This window comes from Bradyrhizobium sp. 25ACV (genome assembly GCF_054863005.1).
This window is the reverse complement of record NZ_JAVAYO010000008.1, coordinates 164,137-180,621: the sequence shown is the minus strand read 5'-3', so window position 1 is coordinate 180,621 and position 16,485 is coordinate 164,137. Positions and strand designations below refer to the sequence as shown.

The 16,485-nt window shown below is 64.6% G+C and carries 16 protein-coding genes and 1 tRNA gene; 5 read left to right on the top strand and 12 right to left on the bottom strand.

Annotation, left to right across the window (positions count from 1 at the left end; translation table 11 throughout):
• Window positions 1-108: 108 nt before the first annotated feature.
• On the bottom strand, window positions 109-1,815 hold the full coding sequence (locus tag RAD04_RS20290; protein WP_461625309.1) for an FAD-dependent oxidoreductase: 1,707 nt from the start codon (window positions 1,813-1,815) through the stop codon (window positions 109-111).
• A gap of 25 nt (window positions 1,816-1,840) precedes the next feature.
• Window positions 1,841-2,029 (bottom strand): hypothetical protein, encoded by a 189-nt coding sequence (locus RAD04_RS20285; RefSeq protein WP_461625169.1) that lies wholly within the window; start codon window positions 2,027-2,029, stop codon window positions 1,841-1,843.
• Between the two features lie 315 nt (window positions 2,030-2,344).
• Between RAD04_RS20285 and RAD04_RS20280 the strand changes: the two genes are divergently transcribed.
• The 3 genes from RAD04_RS20280 (at window position 2,345) to RAD04_RS20270 (ending at window position 5,724) form a co-directional block, all read left to right on the top strand.
• Window positions 2,345-2,419 (top strand) — tRNA-Thr (locus tag RAD04_RS20280).
• A 62-nt stretch (window positions 2,420-2,481) separates the two neighbouring features.
• On the top strand, window positions 2,482-2,832 hold the full coding sequence (locus RAD04_RS20275; protein WP_461625168.1) for a RidA family protein: 351 nt from the start codon (window positions 2,482-2,484) through the stop codon (window positions 2,830-2,832).
• Window positions 2,833-4,506: 1,674 nt separating this feature from the next.
• Entirely contained in the window at window positions 4,507-5,724 is a 1,218-nt protein-coding gene (locus RAD04_RS20270; protein WP_461625167.1) for a DUF418 domain-containing protein, read from the top strand.
• A 111-nt stretch (window positions 5,725-5,835) separates the two neighbouring features.
• Here the strand turns inward: RAD04_RS20270 and RAD04_RS20265 are convergent, their stop codons facing one another.
• From RAD04_RS20265 to RAD04_RS20255, 3 genes are all read right to left on the bottom strand, one after another.
• Window positions 5,836-6,312 (bottom strand): cyclic nucleotide-binding domain-containing protein, encoded by a 477-nt coding sequence (locus tag RAD04_RS20265; RefSeq protein ID WP_461625308.1) that lies wholly within the window; start codon window positions 6,310-6,312, stop codon window positions 5,836-5,838.
• Between the two features lie 176 nt (window positions 6,313-6,488).
• The gene (locus RAD04_RS20260; RefSeq protein ID WP_461625166.1) at window positions 6,489-7,127 is read right to left on the bottom strand and encodes a ferric reductase-like transmembrane domain-containing protein; all 639 of its coding nucleotides are present in this window, start codon (window positions 7,125-7,127) and stop codon (window positions 6,489-6,491) included.
• Between the two features lie 12 nt (window positions 7,128-7,139).
• The gene (locus RAD04_RS20255) at window positions 7,140-7,628 is read right to left on the bottom strand and encodes a Twin-arginine translocation pathway signal (protein WP_461625165.1); all 489 of its coding nucleotides are present in this window, start codon (window positions 7,626-7,628) and stop codon (window positions 7,140-7,142) included.
• 420 nt (window positions 7,629-8,048) lie between these two features.
• On the opposite strand from RAD04_RS20255, the gene RAD04_RS20250 reads away from it, so the two are divergent.
• Window positions 8,049-9,056 carry an LLM class flavin-dependent oxidoreductase gene (locus RAD04_RS20250; RefSeq protein ID WP_461625164.1) on the top strand — a complete coding sequence of 336 codons (1,008 nt, stop codon included), beginning with the start codon at window positions 8,049-8,051 and terminating at the stop codon, window positions 9,054-9,056.
• 29 nt (window positions 9,057-9,085) lie between these two features.
• Here the strand turns inward: RAD04_RS20250 and RAD04_RS20245 are convergent, their stop codons facing one another.
• Genes RAD04_RS20245 through RAD04_RS20215 form a run of 7 tightly spaced genes read right to left on the bottom strand, consistent with a single transcriptional unit; the run spans window position 9,086 to window position 15,399 of the window.
• Window positions 9,086-10,765, bottom strand: coding sequence for a tannase/feruloyl esterase family alpha/beta hydrolase (locus RAD04_RS20245; RefSeq protein WP_461625163.1), 1,680 nt, complete (start codon window positions 10,763-10,765; stop codon window positions 9,086-9,088).
• A gap of 27 nt (window positions 10,766-10,792) precedes the next feature.
• Entirely contained in the window at window positions 10,793-11,668 is an 876-nt protein-coding gene (locus RAD04_RS20240; protein WP_461625162.1) for an amidohydrolase family protein, read from the bottom strand.
• A 14-nt stretch (window positions 11,669-11,682) separates the two neighbouring features.
• Window positions 11,683-12,075, bottom strand: coding sequence for a RidA family protein (locus tag RAD04_RS20235; protein ID WP_461625161.1), 393 nt, complete (start codon window positions 12,073-12,075; stop codon window positions 11,683-11,685).
• Window positions 12,076-12,100: 25 nt separating this feature from the next.
• Window positions 12,101-12,904: a 2-oxo-hept-4-ene-1,7-dioate hydratase gene (gene hpaH, locus RAD04_RS20230; RefSeq protein ID WP_461625160.1), complete on the bottom strand. Its 804-nt coding sequence runs from the start codon at window positions 12,902-12,904 to the stop codon at window positions 12,101-12,103.
• Between the two features lie 3 nt (window positions 12,905-12,907).
• Window positions 12,908-13,768: a fumarylacetoacetate hydrolase family protein gene (locus RAD04_RS20225; RefSeq protein ID WP_461625159.1), complete on the bottom strand. Its 861-nt coding sequence runs from the start codon at window positions 13,766-13,768 to the stop codon at window positions 12,908-12,910.
• A gap of 44 nt (window positions 13,769-13,812) precedes the next feature.
• Entirely contained in the window at window positions 13,813-14,430 is a 618-nt protein-coding gene (locus RAD04_RS20220) for a flavin reductase family protein (RefSeq protein ID WP_461625158.1), read from the bottom strand.
• A gap of 3 nt (window positions 14,431-14,433) precedes the next feature.
• A complete protein-coding gene (locus RAD04_RS20215; RefSeq protein WP_461625157.1) occupies window positions 14,434-15,399 on the bottom strand; it encodes a Bug family tripartite tricarboxylate transporter substrate binding protein in 966 nt (321 codons plus the stop codon).
• 126 nt (window positions 15,400-15,525) lie between these two features.
• On the opposite strand from RAD04_RS20215, the gene RAD04_RS20210 reads away from it, so the two are divergent.
• Window positions 15,526-16,317 (top strand): IclR family transcriptional regulator, encoded by a 792-nt coding sequence (locus RAD04_RS20210; RefSeq protein ID WP_461625156.1) that lies wholly within the window; start codon window positions 15,526-15,528, stop codon window positions 16,315-16,317.
• Window positions 16,318-16,485: the final 168 nt, after the last annotated feature.

Here is a 16,485-nt window from a genome sequence, read left to right as displayed (position 1 = left end):
TCTTGTTCGTTCCGCGGGCGATACGCCTCGCGGGTGCCGCGATAGTCCGCAGGACGCGGCAAGATGGCAAGCCGGATTCGGCTTGCCATTCCCTTGCCTTCTCCTTGACTAAAGCGCCGGTTTTGCGGCGTCGCCGAGATAGCCGTGCAGGGAGGCCACGACCTGCGCGCCCTCGCCGATGGCGCCGCCGACGCGCTTGACCGAGCCGGAACGGACGTCGCCGACGGCATAGACGCCGGGCACGGAGGTCTCCAGCGGTGCCACCAGCCTGCCCTGATTCTGCTCGGACTGCGCGCCTGTCACGACGAAGCCGCCGCGATCGAGCGTCACGCCGCAGCCGTCGAGCCAGGCGGTGGCGGGATCGGCGCCGACGAACAGAAAGAGATTGCGGATGTCGGCAGAATCCTCGTCATCGGACAGCCGGCTCTTCCAGCGGATACGCCGCAGCAGCGCGGCCTCGTCGCCTTCGAGCGCGGTGATCTCGGTGTTGAACATCAATTCGATGTTCGGGGTCGCTTCGATGCGCTCGATGAGATAGCGCGACATGCTGGCCCCTAGGCCGCCGCCGCGGATGATCATCAGGACGCGCTTGGCGTGACCCGACAGGAACACGGCGGCCTGGCCTGCCGAATTGCCGGCACCGACCAGCGCCACCTCCTCACCGGCGCACAGCTTCGCCTCGACCGGCGAGGCCCAGTACCAGACGCCGCGTCCCTCGAACTTGTCGAGATTGTCGATCTCCGGCCGGCGATAGCGCGCGCCGCTCGCAACCACCACCGCGCGCGAGCGCAGGGGATCGCAGCCGTCGAGCGCCACCGCGAATGCGCCGTCCTTGCGCGTGCAGTCGAGCGACTTCACCGTCACCGGAATCATGATGTCGGCGCCGAACTTCTGCGCCTGGGTGAAGGCGCGCGCAGTCAGCGCCTGGCCCGAGATGCCGGTCGGAAAGCCCAGATAATTTTCGATGCGCGCGCTGGCGCCGGCCTGGCCGCCGAAGGCGCGGATGTCGAGCACCGCGACGGACAACCCTTCGGACGCCGCATACACGGCGGTGGCGAGCCCCGCCGGTCCGCAGCCGACGACCGCAACGTCGTAGATGCGGCCGTCCTTGGCACCGCCGATCATGCCGATGGCGCGGGCAAGCTCGGTCTCGCTGGGGTTGCGCAGCACCGCGCCGCTTGCGGCGACGACCAGCGGCCAGTCTTCGGGCTTGGGCGAATAACGCGCGATCAATTCGCCCGCGTCGGGATCACGATCGGGATCGAGCAGATGATGCGGTTGCCCGTTGCGGGTGAGAAACCCCTGCAACCGCACCACGCCGGCGGAGTTCGATGGCCCGATCAGCACCGGGCCGCCGATGCCGCCCTGAATCAGATTGACCCGGCGCAGGATCAGCGCGCGCATGATGCGCTCGCCGAGATCGGCCTCGGCGACCAGCAGCGCGCGCAGTCGGTCCGGCGGCAACAGCAGCGTCTCGACATCGCCCTCGGCGCGGCCGTCGACCAGCGCCGGCTGTCCGGAGAGCTGGCTGAGCTCGGCCAGAAACTGCCCCGGCCCCTGGTCGATGACAGGGGTGACATGGCCGAGGCCATCGCGCTGGGTGATGGCGACATGGCCCTTCAGCACCACGAACATGCCGGGCCCGGGCTTGCCGGTCTCGAACAGGAACTCACCGTCCGCGTAGCTGCGGACCTCGCCGAAATGCCTGATACGCTCGATCTCGGCCGGCGTCAGCGCCGGAAAAGTCTGCTCGGGGCGGGTGAAGCGCGACATCAGCACCTCGTCACCGGTTGGTTGCTGTCCGTTCTGCCCCATCGTCATGCTCACTCATTCCAATTTCTTATGTGCCGGCTTTGCCGGCGGCTCCCTCATTTAGGGAACCATCGTCGTTCTGCGAGGGGTCGGTGCTTGCGGCGCGTTCGCGCGCCTGCAGCTTCCGCCGCTTCAGGTTTTCGCGCAGCGCCGATTTCAAGCGGTCGTCCCGGGACGTCTTCGCCTGGTTCGTGCTCTTGTCGGTCTCGTTGGCCATCACGGGTCCATATCAGCGATCGGCGGCAGGATGCCACCGAATGGCGACAGCTCAAGAGGCCTGCGCGATCCATTCGTGCGAAACGCGAAATGGATCGAATCCGAGGCCTGGGGCAACTGGCCAGTTGGCGGGGATATTGGCGCCCGAATCGGCGGAAAGTCGGCGGTTTCACGCCAAAATGGGCATTTTGCCCTCGATATCGGCCCGATTTTCTCGGTTTGACGGGCCTAGCAAGCTTGCACAGGAGGGGGGCTTGTGGCAGATATCGGCCCGCTTGGTAGCGCCCCTCGGGCGCCCGATTCTTCACCAGCACATGCTGCCGTAGCTCAGTGGTAGAGCACTCCATTGGTAATGGAGAGGTCGACAGTTCAATCCTGTCTGGCAGCACCATTTTTCCCATCGAAGCGAGCCCTCGATTTGGCAGCGAGCCTGCAACACCCACGGATGCCATCGTGATCACACGTTCCCTGCCCTATGAAGGCCTGCTCCACGAGATCGTCGAGCATAATGGCGTGCTTTATCTCGGCGGCATCGTCCCTGAAGATGCCGGGCTCGATATGACGGGCCAGGCCGACGATGTGCTGCGCCAGTTGAAGACCCTGCTCGATGGGGCCGGCTCCGATCTCTCCTGCGTTCTGCAGGTGACGATCTTTATGGCTGATCTCGCCGACAAGGCGGCGTTCAACCAGGTGTGGAAGCGCTATTTCACCGCCGACGATCTGCCTGCGCGAGCGGCCGTTGGCGTTGCGGATCTCGGCCCGGGCGTCAAGCTGGAGCTGACGGCGATCGCCGCCCGCCGCTGATACTCAATCGACACGGGCGAGGCGAGAACGCTCGGTCCTTTTTGTGTTCGCGCGAGAACGCGCGTCATTCCTGTGTTCACACATCAAGCAACGTTCTCGCGGCGCGAAGCGTCCGAGTTTTGCTGTTTTCCTTGACCCTCTTCCTTGAAGAGGGCGCAGGGAAGACCGGGTGCCGGCTGGCACCCATGACCCGCTGCGCGAAAAATTTGCACACGCAAATGCGCAGACGGAAAACAGGTGGGCCGGAAAACACCCGGCCTTCCCTGCGCGATGGGTTGACGGCTTATGCCTGCTCTCCCCGGAGCCGAGTTCCTTCTGGCCTCCGTCACCTCGCGAAAGGCGATGCACCACGCCGGTCGGCCGATGCATCTTCGCGAAAGCTTGGCTGTAGCAACGACAGCCAGGACCACATGGTTTAGCCGTACGCACCAGCGCCGTTCGTCACACGGAGAAGGACCTCACGAGGTTCACCCGCCCTGGTCCCGCCTTCCCGTGCCCGACGCAGCCGCGTCCACCGCACCCCAGCCCACGTTCGTTGCGACGTACGATCGCCCCTCTCCTCGGGCCGGGATGGCGGGAATATGCCGCAATTCCGAATTTCGGTAAAGTGGAATATCTTTGCGGGGAGGGATTGACGGATTCTGGGTGTTTTGCCCGACGGGTCAGAAGCGTTGCGGTCAATATCGGGTTCTGACCCGATGCAGGTCACGCTTTCGCGGACGGCCGCTGCAAACTGTGTGCTGGCGCGCTTTTTTTTGAAAAGATGCCGTCGCACTGTACGTTGACCCCTCGTTTCATGGTGATAGTCTTTTAGCTCGCGGCCTGTCCGGGAGGACACAATGGGATGGTTCGACCGCCTGTTTGTAAGGATGTCGGAGCCGACGACCCCTCTCTTTGCGAGATTTCGGCGGAAATCGAAGGCACCGACCGACCCTGATCTTCTGAAAATCGCCAAAGACCGGAAGGGACATATTTCCCGCAGAGCCGTCAGGGACGAGTATAATCGGCTGGTCTTGGAGAAGTACGCGCACGACAAGTCGTGACTGCCAAGATCCGTCGAGGCCGATCTCCGTGGCGAAACATGATGGTTTCGCAACGGCTCTGTCCCCTGCGCACCATCCATTTTCGGCCATTCATCTGCAGTGCCGCGAACCGCTCATCCGCCCGCGCAGCCGTTTGTTCGGGATAAGACACGATGGGTTTCGCTGCGCCCCGCCCATCCTACGCGCTGATACCGAGCTCCGGCCGGTTTGGCCGCGCTGGTAAGGTTAATCCTTCCTTTCGATTGTCGGTAAAATTTTATCTATTATGTCTTTGCCGTGGGTGATGAACCGGGGGCTCCGATAGTGTTTGCGTGTTGCCTGATCGTGACTGGGATTGCGTTGCTGCTCTCCGGCATCGTTGCCTTCGGCTTTCATAGAAACTCGCTGCATGCGATGGCGTTGCTGTAGCCGTGCCAGGGCGCCGGCTCGCAGGATGGGTGTCGACTTGTCCGCCGTAGCTCAAGGAGCGAAGGCGGAAACGAAACGCCATCAAATCCTTACGGGTGGTGACGCAGCGTGATGGGTTTCGCAGGTGCGCTATCCCACGCGCGAAGCGTTGAGCACCGGTGCAGGGGGCCATAGGCGAAATGAGGGTGCCCAAACCCGCGCCACAATCTATAGTCGTGGCACAATGGTCTTCGCTCCGATCCACGAAAGCCTCCCCGGCCCCATAAGCCCTTCCGACCGCATCGAAAGCATCGATGCACTTCGTGGTGTGGCCCTGCTTGGCGTTCTGGCGATCAACCTGGTCACCGAATTCCGCGTCTCGATCTTCCAGCAGTTCCTGCCGGTTGAACAGCCTGCATCGTCCCTGGATCGAGCTGTCGAGACGGTCTTGATGCTGGCCGTGGACATGAAGGCGTTTGCGCTGTTCTCGCTCCTGTTCGGTATGGGGCTTGCAATCCAGTTCGAGCATCTTGCGGCGAACTCGCGTCGCGCGCTTCTGTTGCTTCGCCGCCTGCTCGTATTGCTGATATTCGGACTGATTCACCTGTGCCTGATCTGGAATGGCGACATTCTCACCGAATATGCGATTGCAGGTCTCATCGTTCTGCCATTCCTGTTTGCCCCCCGCTGGCTCTTGCTCGCCGGGGCGGCCACGTTTCTTGGCCTCTATCTTGCGATGCAGTTATGGTCGCCACCCGGGCTGTTTCCCAGCCTCCCGTCGATCCAAAGCAATGTGGAAGAGGCGAACCGCGTCTATGCGACCGGAAATTTCGGTGAGGTGCTGGCGTTCCGGCTTCGCGAAATCGCTCTGATCGTCCCGCTGCACATCTATGTCTTCCCTCGCACCCTGGGCCTGTTTCTATTGGGTGCATTCGTGTGGCGCAGCGGCGTCCTGCAAAGGCCGAATCGCGTCCTCCTGTTCACTGCGGGGGCCGGCTGCATTGGTCTCGGTGCAGCCATGATCCTGTTGAGAGCAGGCAACGCGATGGCTGGCACGAGTTTCGGCGTACTGGCCAGTCCCGTAGGCACGATCCTGCTTGCGCTCGGCTACGGTGCCATCATCATCGCTATCGCCAGCTGGGCCAGGGGGAAAGCGTTGCTGGGCTGGGCCGCGCCGCTGGGCCGCATGGCGTTCACGAACTATCTCGCCCAATCCGTCATCTTCGGGTGGATCTTCTATGGCTACGGCCTTGGGCTCTTCGGTCATCTCGGCGCCGCCGAAGCGCTCGCGATCGGGCTCCTTGTCTACGTCGCTCAGGTCATCTTCAGCGGGTGGTGGTTAGGTGTGTACCGATATGGTCCCGTCGAATGGTTATGGCGAACGCTCATGTACGGCACGCCACAGCCGCTTCTACGGGCTGGGCTCAACGACTCGGGACAACGAGCCGGCCTAAGTTCGTAGATTGCGTCAAGTGACTTGTCCGCCGTAGCTTAAAGAGCGAAGACGGAAGCGAAACCCATCAAATCCTTTCGGGTGGTGACCAAACGTGATGGGTTCCCATCCTACGCAGGATCAATTGTCGTTACCCGCAGCACGCCTCGCAAACCGATCATCTGCCCGACGCAGCCGTCGACACAGTTCGCGGTTGATGTTCTGCAGCACGATCACATAGGCGTGGATGTCGGCTTTGTAGCAGGCGTAGAGATTTTGGGCGGTCAGCTCGTACAGCACTGTCGGACTTTCCGCGACAACCGTTGCTGAGCGGTTTTGCATTTCGATCAGCGTCATCTCGCCGAAGAAGTCGCCGCGCTCCAGCACGGAAATCGGGATGACGCTCCCCGCCTTCGTCCGTTTGCTCACGGCGAGCCGGCCGGATTTGACGATGAACAGCGAGCGGCCCGGCTCGCCCTCCGCCACGACGGTTGCGCCCGCGTCGAAGCGGCGCTCGACCAGCATGGACATCAGCAGGTCGAGACCTGGCTCCGGAAGACCGCCGAAGAACGGCGTCGCGAGCAGGAACGCTTCCAGATCGGGGGCCGTGACAACCATTGCGCTAAGATACGCCCCGCCGCTATCTGCGGCAAGCAGAGCGGCGTAGCCTGGATGGAGCGTTAGCGTAATCCGGGGCTGTCGGCCGCGGACGCAGTTTCGCAGGATGGGGAGAGCACTTGCGAAACCCATCATGCTTCCGCGCAGACAGAGCCACCCATCCGACGCGATCCAGCCTACTGCCGCGCGACACTTTCCCCGCGCAGCGTCCTTCGCTTTCGCCACACCTGCAGGTCAATCATGACCTTTGCAGTTGCCGCAAGGACCAACACACACAGCACCGCCTTCGAGATCGTCTCCATCGTTCCCTCGATCAGCAGGCAATGGACCACGCTGCCCACGACGATGACGATCGCCAGCGGCATATGAATCAAGCGCCAGGTTCGCGGCCGCAGCTCTAACCGCCGGCGCATAAGAGCTAGAAGGGCAACGGCGAAGATCGCCCACATCGCGGTCACGCCGAAGGGCGAGAATGGCGTCGGCGATGCGTAGGTCAGCGCGTCGATCATATCAGGCGGGCTGGTGATCCAGAGGCCGGCGACGTGGATCACGACCGCGAAGGCCAGCGCGCCGCCGATCCAGTGATGGGCACGCCGTCCGCGATAGGCCGACAGCGGCGTCAGATATCCGCCGATCAGCAGCGGCTGAACCAGCACGAGACCGAGCGCGATGATCCCGGCGAATCCGGCGAGGATGTAGACCGGACCGCGCCAAGCGAGTTGCTCGCTGCCCGCAGCAGCTGCGATCGGCACGCCGATGGCCAGGGCGAGGGCAACCCAGATCAGGATCGCCCGGGCCGATCTCCACCCCGTCATTCGCTGGCCCGATCAGGCCGGCTGCAGGACGAAGTGCGCCTCGAGGCTGGTTTCCTTGGCGCTGCGCATCACCGGCCGCAGAAAGACGGTTTTGAATTCGCCGCTGTCATAGGCAAGGTGTCCATGCGGCTGGCCGAAGATCGGAATGATCTGCGGCATCTCGAGCCGGAACTTGCCGTCCTTGTCGGTGAGCGTGGCGCCGTGGCTCTGCGGCTCGTGCTCCTGTCCTTCGGTCGTGTGGGCCCAGATCTGGATGCGCTGCCCGGAGAGCGGAGCCCCGTCGCCGGCGCGGCGCACGGTGCCGCTCATCCAGAAGCCGCCCTTGCCGATCCGATCCACGATCGCCGCACCCTTGCGGTAGTTGTTGGCGCCGCCCGACATCGTTTCGGTCGGCGCGAGGCCTGCCGCACGGGCCGGCAGCAGGAGGCCGGATGCGCCGGCCGCCAGAACGGCGCCACCGGCGACGAGGAGATTGCGGCGGTTGAATACGACCGTGGTCATGTCAGTTCCTCCGGGCGGTCGGCGCGATCGCGCGCCGTACGATGATTTCTCGTGCCCCGGACGCGGTGCCGCACGCAGTGATGCGCCGCAGAGCCGGGGCCTAGCCTGATGGGTCCCGGCTCTGCGGCGCAGCGTTTCACGCTGCACCGCGTCCGGGACACGAGTCCGCCATGCAATGGCAGCGCCGATGATACAACAACAGGCGTGAAACGCCCAGTTGAGGCGACAGGCGCCCGAGGTCGCAATAACAGTGTTGTGAACGGGGTGCGAGCCGCTCGAACTGCGTCTTGGAGAAGCGAGCGATGCGGACACCATCGAGGCCTTGTTCGATGGCATGATGGGTTTCGCAAGTGCTCTACCCTTCCTGCGCACGGACACTACATGTGGTGGCACAACTCCTTCCCACCCGGTACCCTCCCCATGATCCCCTTCTCCGTGCTCGACCTCGCGCCGATTTGCCAAGGCGGCGACGCCGCGCAGGCGTTCCGCAACTCGCTGGATCTCGCCCGGCATGCGGAAGGCTGGGGCTTCAAGCGGTTCTGGCTCGCCGAGCATCACAACATGACGGGCATCGCGAGCGCGGCGACGTCGGTCGTGATCGGCCACATTGCGGGCGGAACAAAAACGATCCGCGTCGGCTCTGGCGGGATCATGCTGCCGAACCATTCGCCGCTGGTCATTGCCGAGCAGTTCGGCACGCTGGAATCGCTCTATCCCGGGCGGATCGATCTCGGGCTCGGCCGGGCGCCGGGCACCGACCAGTTCACCGCACGGGCGCTGCGGCGCGACCTCGCCACCACGTCCGAGAATTTTCCGCATGACGTGCTGGAGCTGCAGGCGCTGCTTGGCGACATTCAACCGAACCAGGCGATCCGCGCCGTGCCCGGCATGGGGACGAAGGTGCCGCTGTGGATTTTGGGATCGAGCACCTTTGGCGCGCAGCTCGCCGCGATGCTGGGGCTGCCGTTCGCCTTCGCCTCGCATTTCGCGCCGCAGATGATGATGCCGGCGCTGCGCGAATATCGCGCGCGCTTCGAGCCGTCAGCGCAGCTCGACAAGCCCTATGCGATGGTCGGCGTGAACGTGTTCGCCGCCGATAGCGACGCCGAGGCGCAGCGGATGTTCTCCTCGCTGCAGCAGGCATTCATCAACTTACGCCGCGGCACGCCGGGGCCACTGCCGCCGCCGGTGGACGACATGGACGCGCTGTGGTCGCCGGCGGAGAAGGCCATGGTCGGCCAGTCACTGTCCTGCTCCGCGGTCGGGTCCCCTGATGTCGTCGAAGGGAAGCTGAAGGCGCTGATCATTGATACCGGCGCGGACGAGCTGATCACCACGGGGCAGATCTACGACCACACCGCGCGGCTGCGCTCGTTCGAGATCGCGGCGCAGGTGCGGGATCGGCTGGCGAAGCAGCCGGCGGCGTGAGCCATGCGCAGCGCGAGCGTCGCGGCGGCTTAAGGGACGGCGCAGGTGAAGTTCTCGGCCTGCTCGATGCTGCCAGTGCCGAGATAGCGCGCCTGGCGCGGATAGGGGCACAGCGGCCGGCTGCGGTCCGGCCAGGGCGTCTTCGCGCCCGCACGAGCTTCGATGCGCTCAGGCGCGCGGCCCTCTTCGACCCAGTTCACCAGCGGGGTCAGCACGTCGAAGCTGTCGGTGGCGGGCCCTCCCGAGCAGTGGTTCATGCCGGGCACGAGGAAGAGCCGGGCGAAGTCGGCCGTCTCTTTTTCTCCGCCCGCAGCATTCGTGAGCCGCTTGTACCAATCGAGCGTATCCAGCGCGGAGAACGTGGGGTCGCTGACGCCGTGATAGAGCAGCAGCTTGCCGCGCCGCGCACGGAAGCCGGAGGGTTCGACTGAGTTCGCCGAGATCGTCTGCACGGAACTTTCCGGCATCGCCGCGCTCGTACCGAAGATTTTCGCGTGGGCTTCCGTCACATCGACGGAGCGATAGAAGTCGTAGACGGCCTCAGCTTCGTTCGCCAAGGGCGCGTGGGGCGGCGTCATGTAGAGATAGGCCAACGTCGCGCCAAAGGACACGTTGAACGCGTTGACGCGGCTGTCGGGCGCGGTGCCGAGAATCCAGCGCCGCCATCCCTCCGTGGCAACGCCGGAATCATAGGGATAGGAGGAATAGATCCGGCGGCCTTGTGCCGTGGTCGGTCCCTGGAAATAGCTTTCGAGCGCGCCGACCTGCGCGGCGGAGAGACAGCTCGCGGTCTTCTCCGCGGTACATTGCAGCGTGCGCGGCGAAAAACGACAGGCCGGCACATTGTCGATGATGCCGTCGGCAAGGCCGTCGGCCGCATCGCAGGACTGAACGATCGCCTTGGAGAGCAAATCCATATCGGCCTGGGACAAGGCCTGCGCCAGGATGGGGCGGCCGTCCGGCGCTTTCGGCGCGATCGCAGCAAAGCCTTGCGTCACGGCGGCGCCTGAAAGCCCCTTCTCGGGCATTCGAAATGCCGGCGCGCCGGCTGCCACACCGTCGAAATGCTCGGGGAAGCGCTGCGTGATCACCATGCCGTGCCGCCCGCCGTTGGAGCAGCCAAGGAAATAGGAGTATTCTGGCAAGCGGCCGTAATAGGCCTGGATGAAGTGCTTCGCCTGCCGCGTCACGACGTCGTCGGCGCGATAGCCGAAATCGATCCGCGCCTGCGGGTCGAGGCCGAAGCTGGCGCCGCCGAGCGGACCCGGCGCGTTGCTGTGGCCGGCATCGGTCGTAACAGTCGCGTAGCCTTGATTGAGCGCGCTCGGCCGTCCGCCGCCGGGCTGCGCATCCCCGCTGCCGAGAACGCCGTCAGTGCCGCCCTGCCCCTGGAACACGAAGCGGCCGTTCCAGGCCTCCGGCAATCGGAGATGCAGGCCGATGGCAAACTTCTGACCGTCGGCGCCGGTTCGCTCGTCCAGATGCGCGATCACCTCGCAATGCGTGGCAAGCCCGCCGGCCGCCGGACGTGACTGCGCCTCGCTGACGCGCATCGCCGGACCGGACTCCGATTGCAGCCTGTCGCATGCGGTCACGGGCGGGATGGTGTCGCTGGCTGCTGCGATTGCGGTGGAGGCAACACTTGCGATGCAAGCGAGCGCTGCCCGCCAGACCGGACGAGGCAGCCTTCGTGCCGAGACGATCAACATGCGGCCCCCCGACCGTGAATGCTCCGACTAGTCCGGAAAGCCGAACAGCTTGGCCGGATTGTGGACGAGAATCTTCTCCAGCTCCGCTTGGTCGGGCGCGTAGCGGTACATCAGCTCGAGCAGATCGGCATCGTTGGGCGGCTGCTTGACGGAGACCGGATGCGGCCAGTCGCTGGCCCAGACGCAGCGGTCGACGGCGGCCTCGATATAGGCGCGCGCGATGGGGATCACGTCGTCGTAAGGAGCACCAGCCTTCGAGGTCTTCTCGCCGAGCGACAGCATCACCCAGAAATTGCCCTTCTTGAGCAGCTCGAGCATCTTGCGCAGGTTCGGATCGTTTTTGCCGGCCTCGGGATCAGGGCGCGCCATGTGATCGATCAGCACGGGGACGTCGAGATTCTCGTATTTGGCGACGCTCGACATGATGCCATCCTTCTCGGGCTGGATCTTGACGTACCAGCCGAGCTCGCGGATGCGGGCGATGGCGCGGGCGAAATCCGCGTCCGACAGCACCGCGCCGAGCTCCTGGCGGAAGCTGAAGCGCGCGCCGCGGACGCCGGCGTCGTGCAGCTTGGCGAGATATGCGTCGTTCGCCTCGGCGAACACCAGCGCGTTGGCGCAGCCGCGATAGTTCGGGCCCATCGCTTTGAGCCCGTCGAGCACGACGGCATGGTCGGCACCGTAGGTCGTGGTCTGCACGATGATGCCGCGCTCGATGCCGAGCGTCTTGTGCACGCGCAGCGCGGCTTCCCAGGTCGCGGTCGGCATCCGGTAGGCCGCGCCGGGGCGCTCCGGATATTTGTCGATCGGACCCAGCACGTGGAACTGGCTGTCGACCGTCTTCGGCGGCGGCGCCTTGATGGGGCGGCGCGGGTTGGGATCGAATGGCAGATAGGTCGGCATGCGCTAGAACTCCCTCAGTCGATCACGGCGGTGAAGTCGCACTGCACCAGCGCGCCGCCGTCCATATTGTCCATCGGCAGCGCATGGCGCGCCGGGCGCGAATGCTCGTCCGGAAACATCTTGAGCCACTCGACATTGACCGGGCCGCGCTGCGTGCGGTCCTTCAGCCACACCGTCATCTTGATGATGTCGTCGGTGGTGCCGCCGGCGGCTTCCACCGTCGCTTTCATGTGCGCGAACATGTTGGCGCATTGCGCGTCGAGGCTCTCCGGCATGACGCCGGCGTGATCGCGGCCGAGGATGACGCCAGACATCACGAGATTGCCGATGCGGCAGGCGTTCGGAATCGGGTTGGCGTGCTTGAAGCCGCCGATGTGGATGCTCTTGCGCCGCGTGTGACCACTCATGGTGCACTTCCTCTTTGTTATTGCTTCAGACGAACTGGCACGACACCGAGCCGAAGGAGCCATAGTCGGCATGGAACGTGTCGCCGCGGCGGATGTCGACGGGCCGCGTGAACGATCCCGCCAGCACGACTTCGCCGGCCTTGAGATGCTCGTCATGCGGCGCGAGGCGGTTGGCGAGCCAGGCGATGCCATTGGCGGGGTGATTGAGCACACCGGCCGCGAGCCCGGTTTCCTCGACCTCGCCGTTGCGGAACAAGAGCGCGCCGATCCAGCGCAGATCCGCATCGAGCGGACGGAACGGCCGGCCGCCGAGCACGAGTGCCGCATTCGCCGCGTTGTCCGAGATCGTGTCCATGACCTTGCGCGTCTTACCGGTCTCGGGATCAACGCGGTGCATGCGGGTCTCGAGAATCTCCAGCGCGGGCGTGACGTAGTCGGTGGCGTTGAGTACGTCGAAGATGGTGCAATCGGGCCCGCGCAGCGGCGCCTTCAGCACGAAGGCGAGCTCGACCTCGATGCGCGGCGCGTGGAAACGGTCGAACGGAACAGGCGTGGCGTCGGCATAGAACATGTCGGCGAACAGCACGCCGTAATCCGGCTCGTTGATGCCGACCGCATTCTGCATCGCCTTCGAGGTCAGGCCGATCTTGTGGCCCTTGATGACACGGCCGCGGCCGAGCTGCAGCTTGGTCCAGGCGCGCTGAACGGCGTAGGCATCCTCGATGCTGAAGTCGGGATATTCCTTCGTGAACATCGGAATCAGCGTCTTGGTACGCTCGGCTTCATCCAGGCGCGCGGCAAGCCGTTCGATCGTGGCGGCATCCAGCATCGTTTACTGCTCCGCGGCGACGGTGTTGCGCAGTACGCCGATGCGGCTGGACTCGATCTCGACGACGTCGCCAACCTTCAGCCAGCGCGGCGGATCGAAGCGAACGCCCGCCCCGGTCGGCGTGCCGGTCACGATCATGTCGCCGGGCTTCAGCGTCGCGAAGGTCGAGAGATAGGAGATCAGATAATCGAACGGGAACATCAGCCGCTCGGTCGTGTCCTGCTGCCGCACCTCGCCGTTGACGCGCGTGGTGATGTCATGCGGGCCGCGCGGATCGAGCTCGTCCGAGGTGACGATCCACGGACCGATGCTGCCGGAGCGATCGAAATTCTTGCCTTGCGTGACGTTGAACTTGCCGTGACGCAGCCAGTCGCGAATGGTGCCCTCGTTACACAAGGTCATGCCGAAGATGTGCGACCATGCCTTCTCGCGCGGGATATGGCGACCGCCCTGCCCGATCACGATGACGAGCTCGCCTTCATAGTCGAGCTGATCCGAAACCTTGGGCTTCTCGAGCAGCTGGCCGGAGCCTGTCATCGACGACATGCTGCGCACGAACAGGCTGGGATATTTGGGCAGGTCCGAATTGTCCTTATATTCCGCATTGCGCTCGGCGTAATTGACGCCGATGCACCAGAGCTTTTCCGGCGCCAGCACCGGCGGCAGCAGGACGAGATCGTCGAGCGCATAGTCCGGCGTCGCGCCCGCGATTGCTTCCTGCGCGTCGGACAGCGCGTTGGCCGCGATCAGCGCCTTGACGTCGGAGAAGTCGCGGCCGATCCGCCTGGTCAGATCGATCACGCCGTCAGCGACGGCCGCGCCGTAGCGCGGTTCTCCGTCCACGAGATAGCTCAGGAGTCGCATGGTCGTTCTCCAATTTGTGTCGGGCAGCGCGGCGAGCGGCGCGCTCAGTCTTTCGATTTGGGCGTCTGAAATACGGTGTTCAGTGTCACGATCTCGCCGAGGCGGGCGTAACGGGGACCGCCGATGCGCGCGATCGGGTCGAGCGCCTTGGTCTCGACCTTGCCGTCGTTCACGAGGCCGTCGCGCAAATGGAACATCACGACCTCGCCGACGATCAGCCGGCTCTTGGCCTCGCCGAACTCGAGACACTGCCGGAAGCGGCATTCCATCGCCGCCGGCGCAGCGGCAAGCCGCGACACCTTGATGCGCTCGCTCGGAATCGTCTCCAGGCCGAGATGCTCGACCTCGCTGAATTCAGGCGGATGCTCGATCGATGAGTCGTGCACCGCCGACATCAGCGGCGTATCGGCGATGTGAATGACATATTCTTCGGTATCGAGGATGTTGTGCGCGGTGTCCTTGTAGTCGGCACCCTTGCGGCCGACGCTGATGGCGAGCATCGGCGGCTTCTGCGAGACGAAGGTGAAGGCGCTGAACGGGGCGAGGTTGAGCACGCCCTTGCTCGACAGGCTCGTCACCCAGGCGATCGGACGCGGCACCACGATGCCGGTCATCAGGCGGTAGATTCGCTCGGCGCCGAGCTCGGTGGGATCGATCCGCATCGATCAATCCGCCCTGATGTTGGCCTTGCGCACGACGGGAATCCACTTGGCGTCTTCGCGCTCGAGGTAGGCCTTGAACTCGTCCGGCGTCATCGGCGTGGCTTCGCCGCCGAGCTTGTCGAATTTGTCGACTACGGCAGGATCCTTCAGGATCGCGACCAGCGTCTCATGCAGCTTGTCGATGACGGGCGCCGGCGTGCCTGATGGAGCGAACAGGCCGGTGAAGGTCTGGCCGTCAAAGTCCTTGTAGCCGAGTTCGGCGAAAGTCGGCACGTCAGGCAGCGACTTCAGCCGGTGCGGGCTGGTGACGGCGAGCGCGCGGAACAGGCCGGCCTTGAGGTGCTGAAGGCTGACCGTGAGCTGGTCGAACGCGAACTGCACCTGGCCGCCGAGCAGATCGTTGATCGCCGGCGCATTGCCGCGGTAATGCGCGGTGACCCATTGCAACTCGAGGTTCGACTGCATCAGCTCGCTGAGCAGATGGTTGGTGGTGCCGGGGCCGGGCGAGGCCATGGTCAACTTGCCGGGCCCGCGCTTGGCGAGATCGAGGAATTCCTTCAGCGTCGTCGCCTGCACCGACGGATGCACCTCGAGCACCAGCGGCGTCATCGAGATGGTCGAGATCGGCATGAAGTCCTTTTTCCAGTTATAGGCTTCACGCTTGTTGATTTCGGTTGCAAACAGCACCGGACCGTTGGCGCCGACGAACAGCGTGTAGCCATCGGGCGCCGATTTCGCGAAAGCCTCGCCCGCGATCATGCCGCCGGCGCCGGCCTTGTTCTCGATGATGAAGGGCTGGCCGAGCTTTTCCTGAAGCTTGTCGGCGACGATGCGCGCGGCGCTGTCGACATTGCCGCCGGCCGGATAAGGCACGATCAGCTTGACGCTGCGGGCCGGCCATTGCTGGCCCGACGCGGGCCCTGCCAGCATCGCGGTGGCGGCAGCTATGGCAATCCAGATTAATCTCATGTTAACCTCCCGGCAGCGCTTCCAATTCCATGTCGCGTGCGGCGATGCGCACGGCAACCGATCGGGGCGCAATCTCCAGACGCGCGCTTGTCCTGTCGAGTGAATTGTGGCGTTCTTGTCCATATTATGGACAAGACGCGAATCGCCCGCAACGCGACATCACCGCGACAGGGCGCGCAGGCGATCCGGCGCGCGCTCGCCGTGCTGCGCATTCTTGCCGCAGGCCGCGAGGACGGTGTGCCATTGGCCGAAGTGATCCAGGCGACCGGCCTCACCCGTCCGACCGTGCATCGCATCATCCATGTGCTGATCGAGGAAGGCATCGTCGAGCGGCACGAGCGGACCGGCCGCTACGCGATCGGCAACCAGGTGCCGGAACTGGCGCTGGCACGGCCGCGGCCGTCACGGCTGCTGATCGCCGCCAATCCATCGCTGCAACGTGCCTCCACCGAGATCGGCGACACGATGTTCCTGACGGTGCGGACCGGCAACGACACGCTGTGCGTCGACCGCAGGATCGGAATCTATCCGATCCAGGTGCTGTCGATCGAGATCGGCGCGCGCCGGCCGCTCGGCGTCTCCAGTGCGGGCGTCGCCATCCTCGCGGCGATGCCGGCGCCGGAGGCGCGAAAGATCGTCGCAGCGAACGAGAAGCGGTTCGAGGCTTACAAGACCGATGTGGCGACGGTCCTCGGCGAGGTCACCGCCGCGCGACGGCTGGGATACGGCCTGAGGGAGATCGGCCTCGTGCAGGGCACGAAATCGATCTCGACCTGGATCAAGACCCCGGATGGGCGACCGGCTGCAGCCATCACCGTCTCCGCGGTGCGAACGAGGCTCGGCCCCCGCCGCGAGCAGGAGGTCGCGGAGATTTTGTTACGGGAAGCGCGGAGTATCGAGCAGGCGATCGGGGGTTAGGCGCGGGCGGCGCTTCTCCGCCTCTCCCGCTTGCGGGAGAGGCCGACGCGCTCGCAGAGCGCGGCGGGTGAGGGCTCTCGCCACGCAGGGACATTCTCCTCAATCCTCGACAATCCCGACGCGGAGATACCCCCACCCCAACCCTCCCCCGCAAGCGGGAGAGGGAGC

Coding starts and splice junctions, on each gene's coding strand:
- RAD04_RS20260 (WP_461625166.1), bottom strand. CDS start 7,127: ATGACGGGGTGGAGATCGGCCCGGGCGATCCTGATCTGGGTTGCCCTC.
- RAD04_RS20290 (WP_461625309.1), bottom strand. CDS start 1,815: ATGGGGCAGAACGGACAGCAACCAACCGGTGACGAGGTGCTGATGTCG.
- RAD04_RS20255 (WP_461625165.1), bottom strand. CDS start 7,628: ATGACCACGGTCGTATTCAACCGCCGCAATCTCCTCGTCGCCGGTGGC.
- RAD04_RS20210 (WP_461625156.1), top strand. CDS start 15,526: ATGGACAAGACGCGAATCGCCCGCAACGCGACATCACCGCGACAGGGC.
- RAD04_RS20245 (WP_461625163.1), bottom strand. CDS start 10,765: ATGTTGATCGTCTCGGCACGAAGGCTGCCTCGTCCGGTCTGGCGGGCA.
- RAD04_RS20285 (WP_461625169.1), bottom strand. CDS start 2,029: ATGGCCAACGAGACCGACAAGAGCACGAACCAGGCGAAGACGTCCCGG.
- RAD04_RS20215 (WP_461625157.1), bottom strand. CDS start 15,399: ATGAGATTAATCTGGATTGCCATAGCTGCCGCCACCGCGATGCTGGCA.
- RAD04_RS20235 (WP_461625161.1), bottom strand. CDS start 12,075: ATGAGTGGTCACACGCGGCGCAAGAGCATCCACATCGGCGGCTTCAAG.
- RAD04_RS20220 (WP_461625158.1), bottom strand. CDS start 14,430: ATGCGGATCGATCCCACCGAGCTCGGCGCCGAGCGAATCTACCGCCTG.
- RAD04_RS20265 (WP_461625308.1), bottom strand. CDS start 6,312: ATGGTTGTCACGGCCCCCGATCTGGAAGCGTTCCTGCTCGCGACGCCG.
- RAD04_RS20240 (WP_461625162.1), bottom strand. CDS start 11,668: ATGCCGACCTATCTGCCATTCGATCCCAACCCGCGCCGCCCCATCAAG.
- hpaH (WP_461625160.1), bottom strand. CDS start 12,904: ATGCTGGATGCCGCCACGATCGAACGGCTTGCCGCGCGCCTGGATGAA.
- RAD04_RS20225 (WP_461625159.1), bottom strand. CDS start 13,768: ATGCGACTCCTGAGCTATCTCGTGGACGGAGAACCGCGCTACGGCGCG.
- RAD04_RS20250 (WP_461625164.1), top strand. CDS start 8,049: ATGATCCCCTTCTCCGTGCTCGACCTCGCGCCGATTTGCCAAGGCGGC.
- RAD04_RS20270 (WP_461625167.1), top strand. CDS start 4,507: ATGGTCTTCGCTCCGATCCACGAAAGCCTCCCCGGCCCCATAAGCCCT.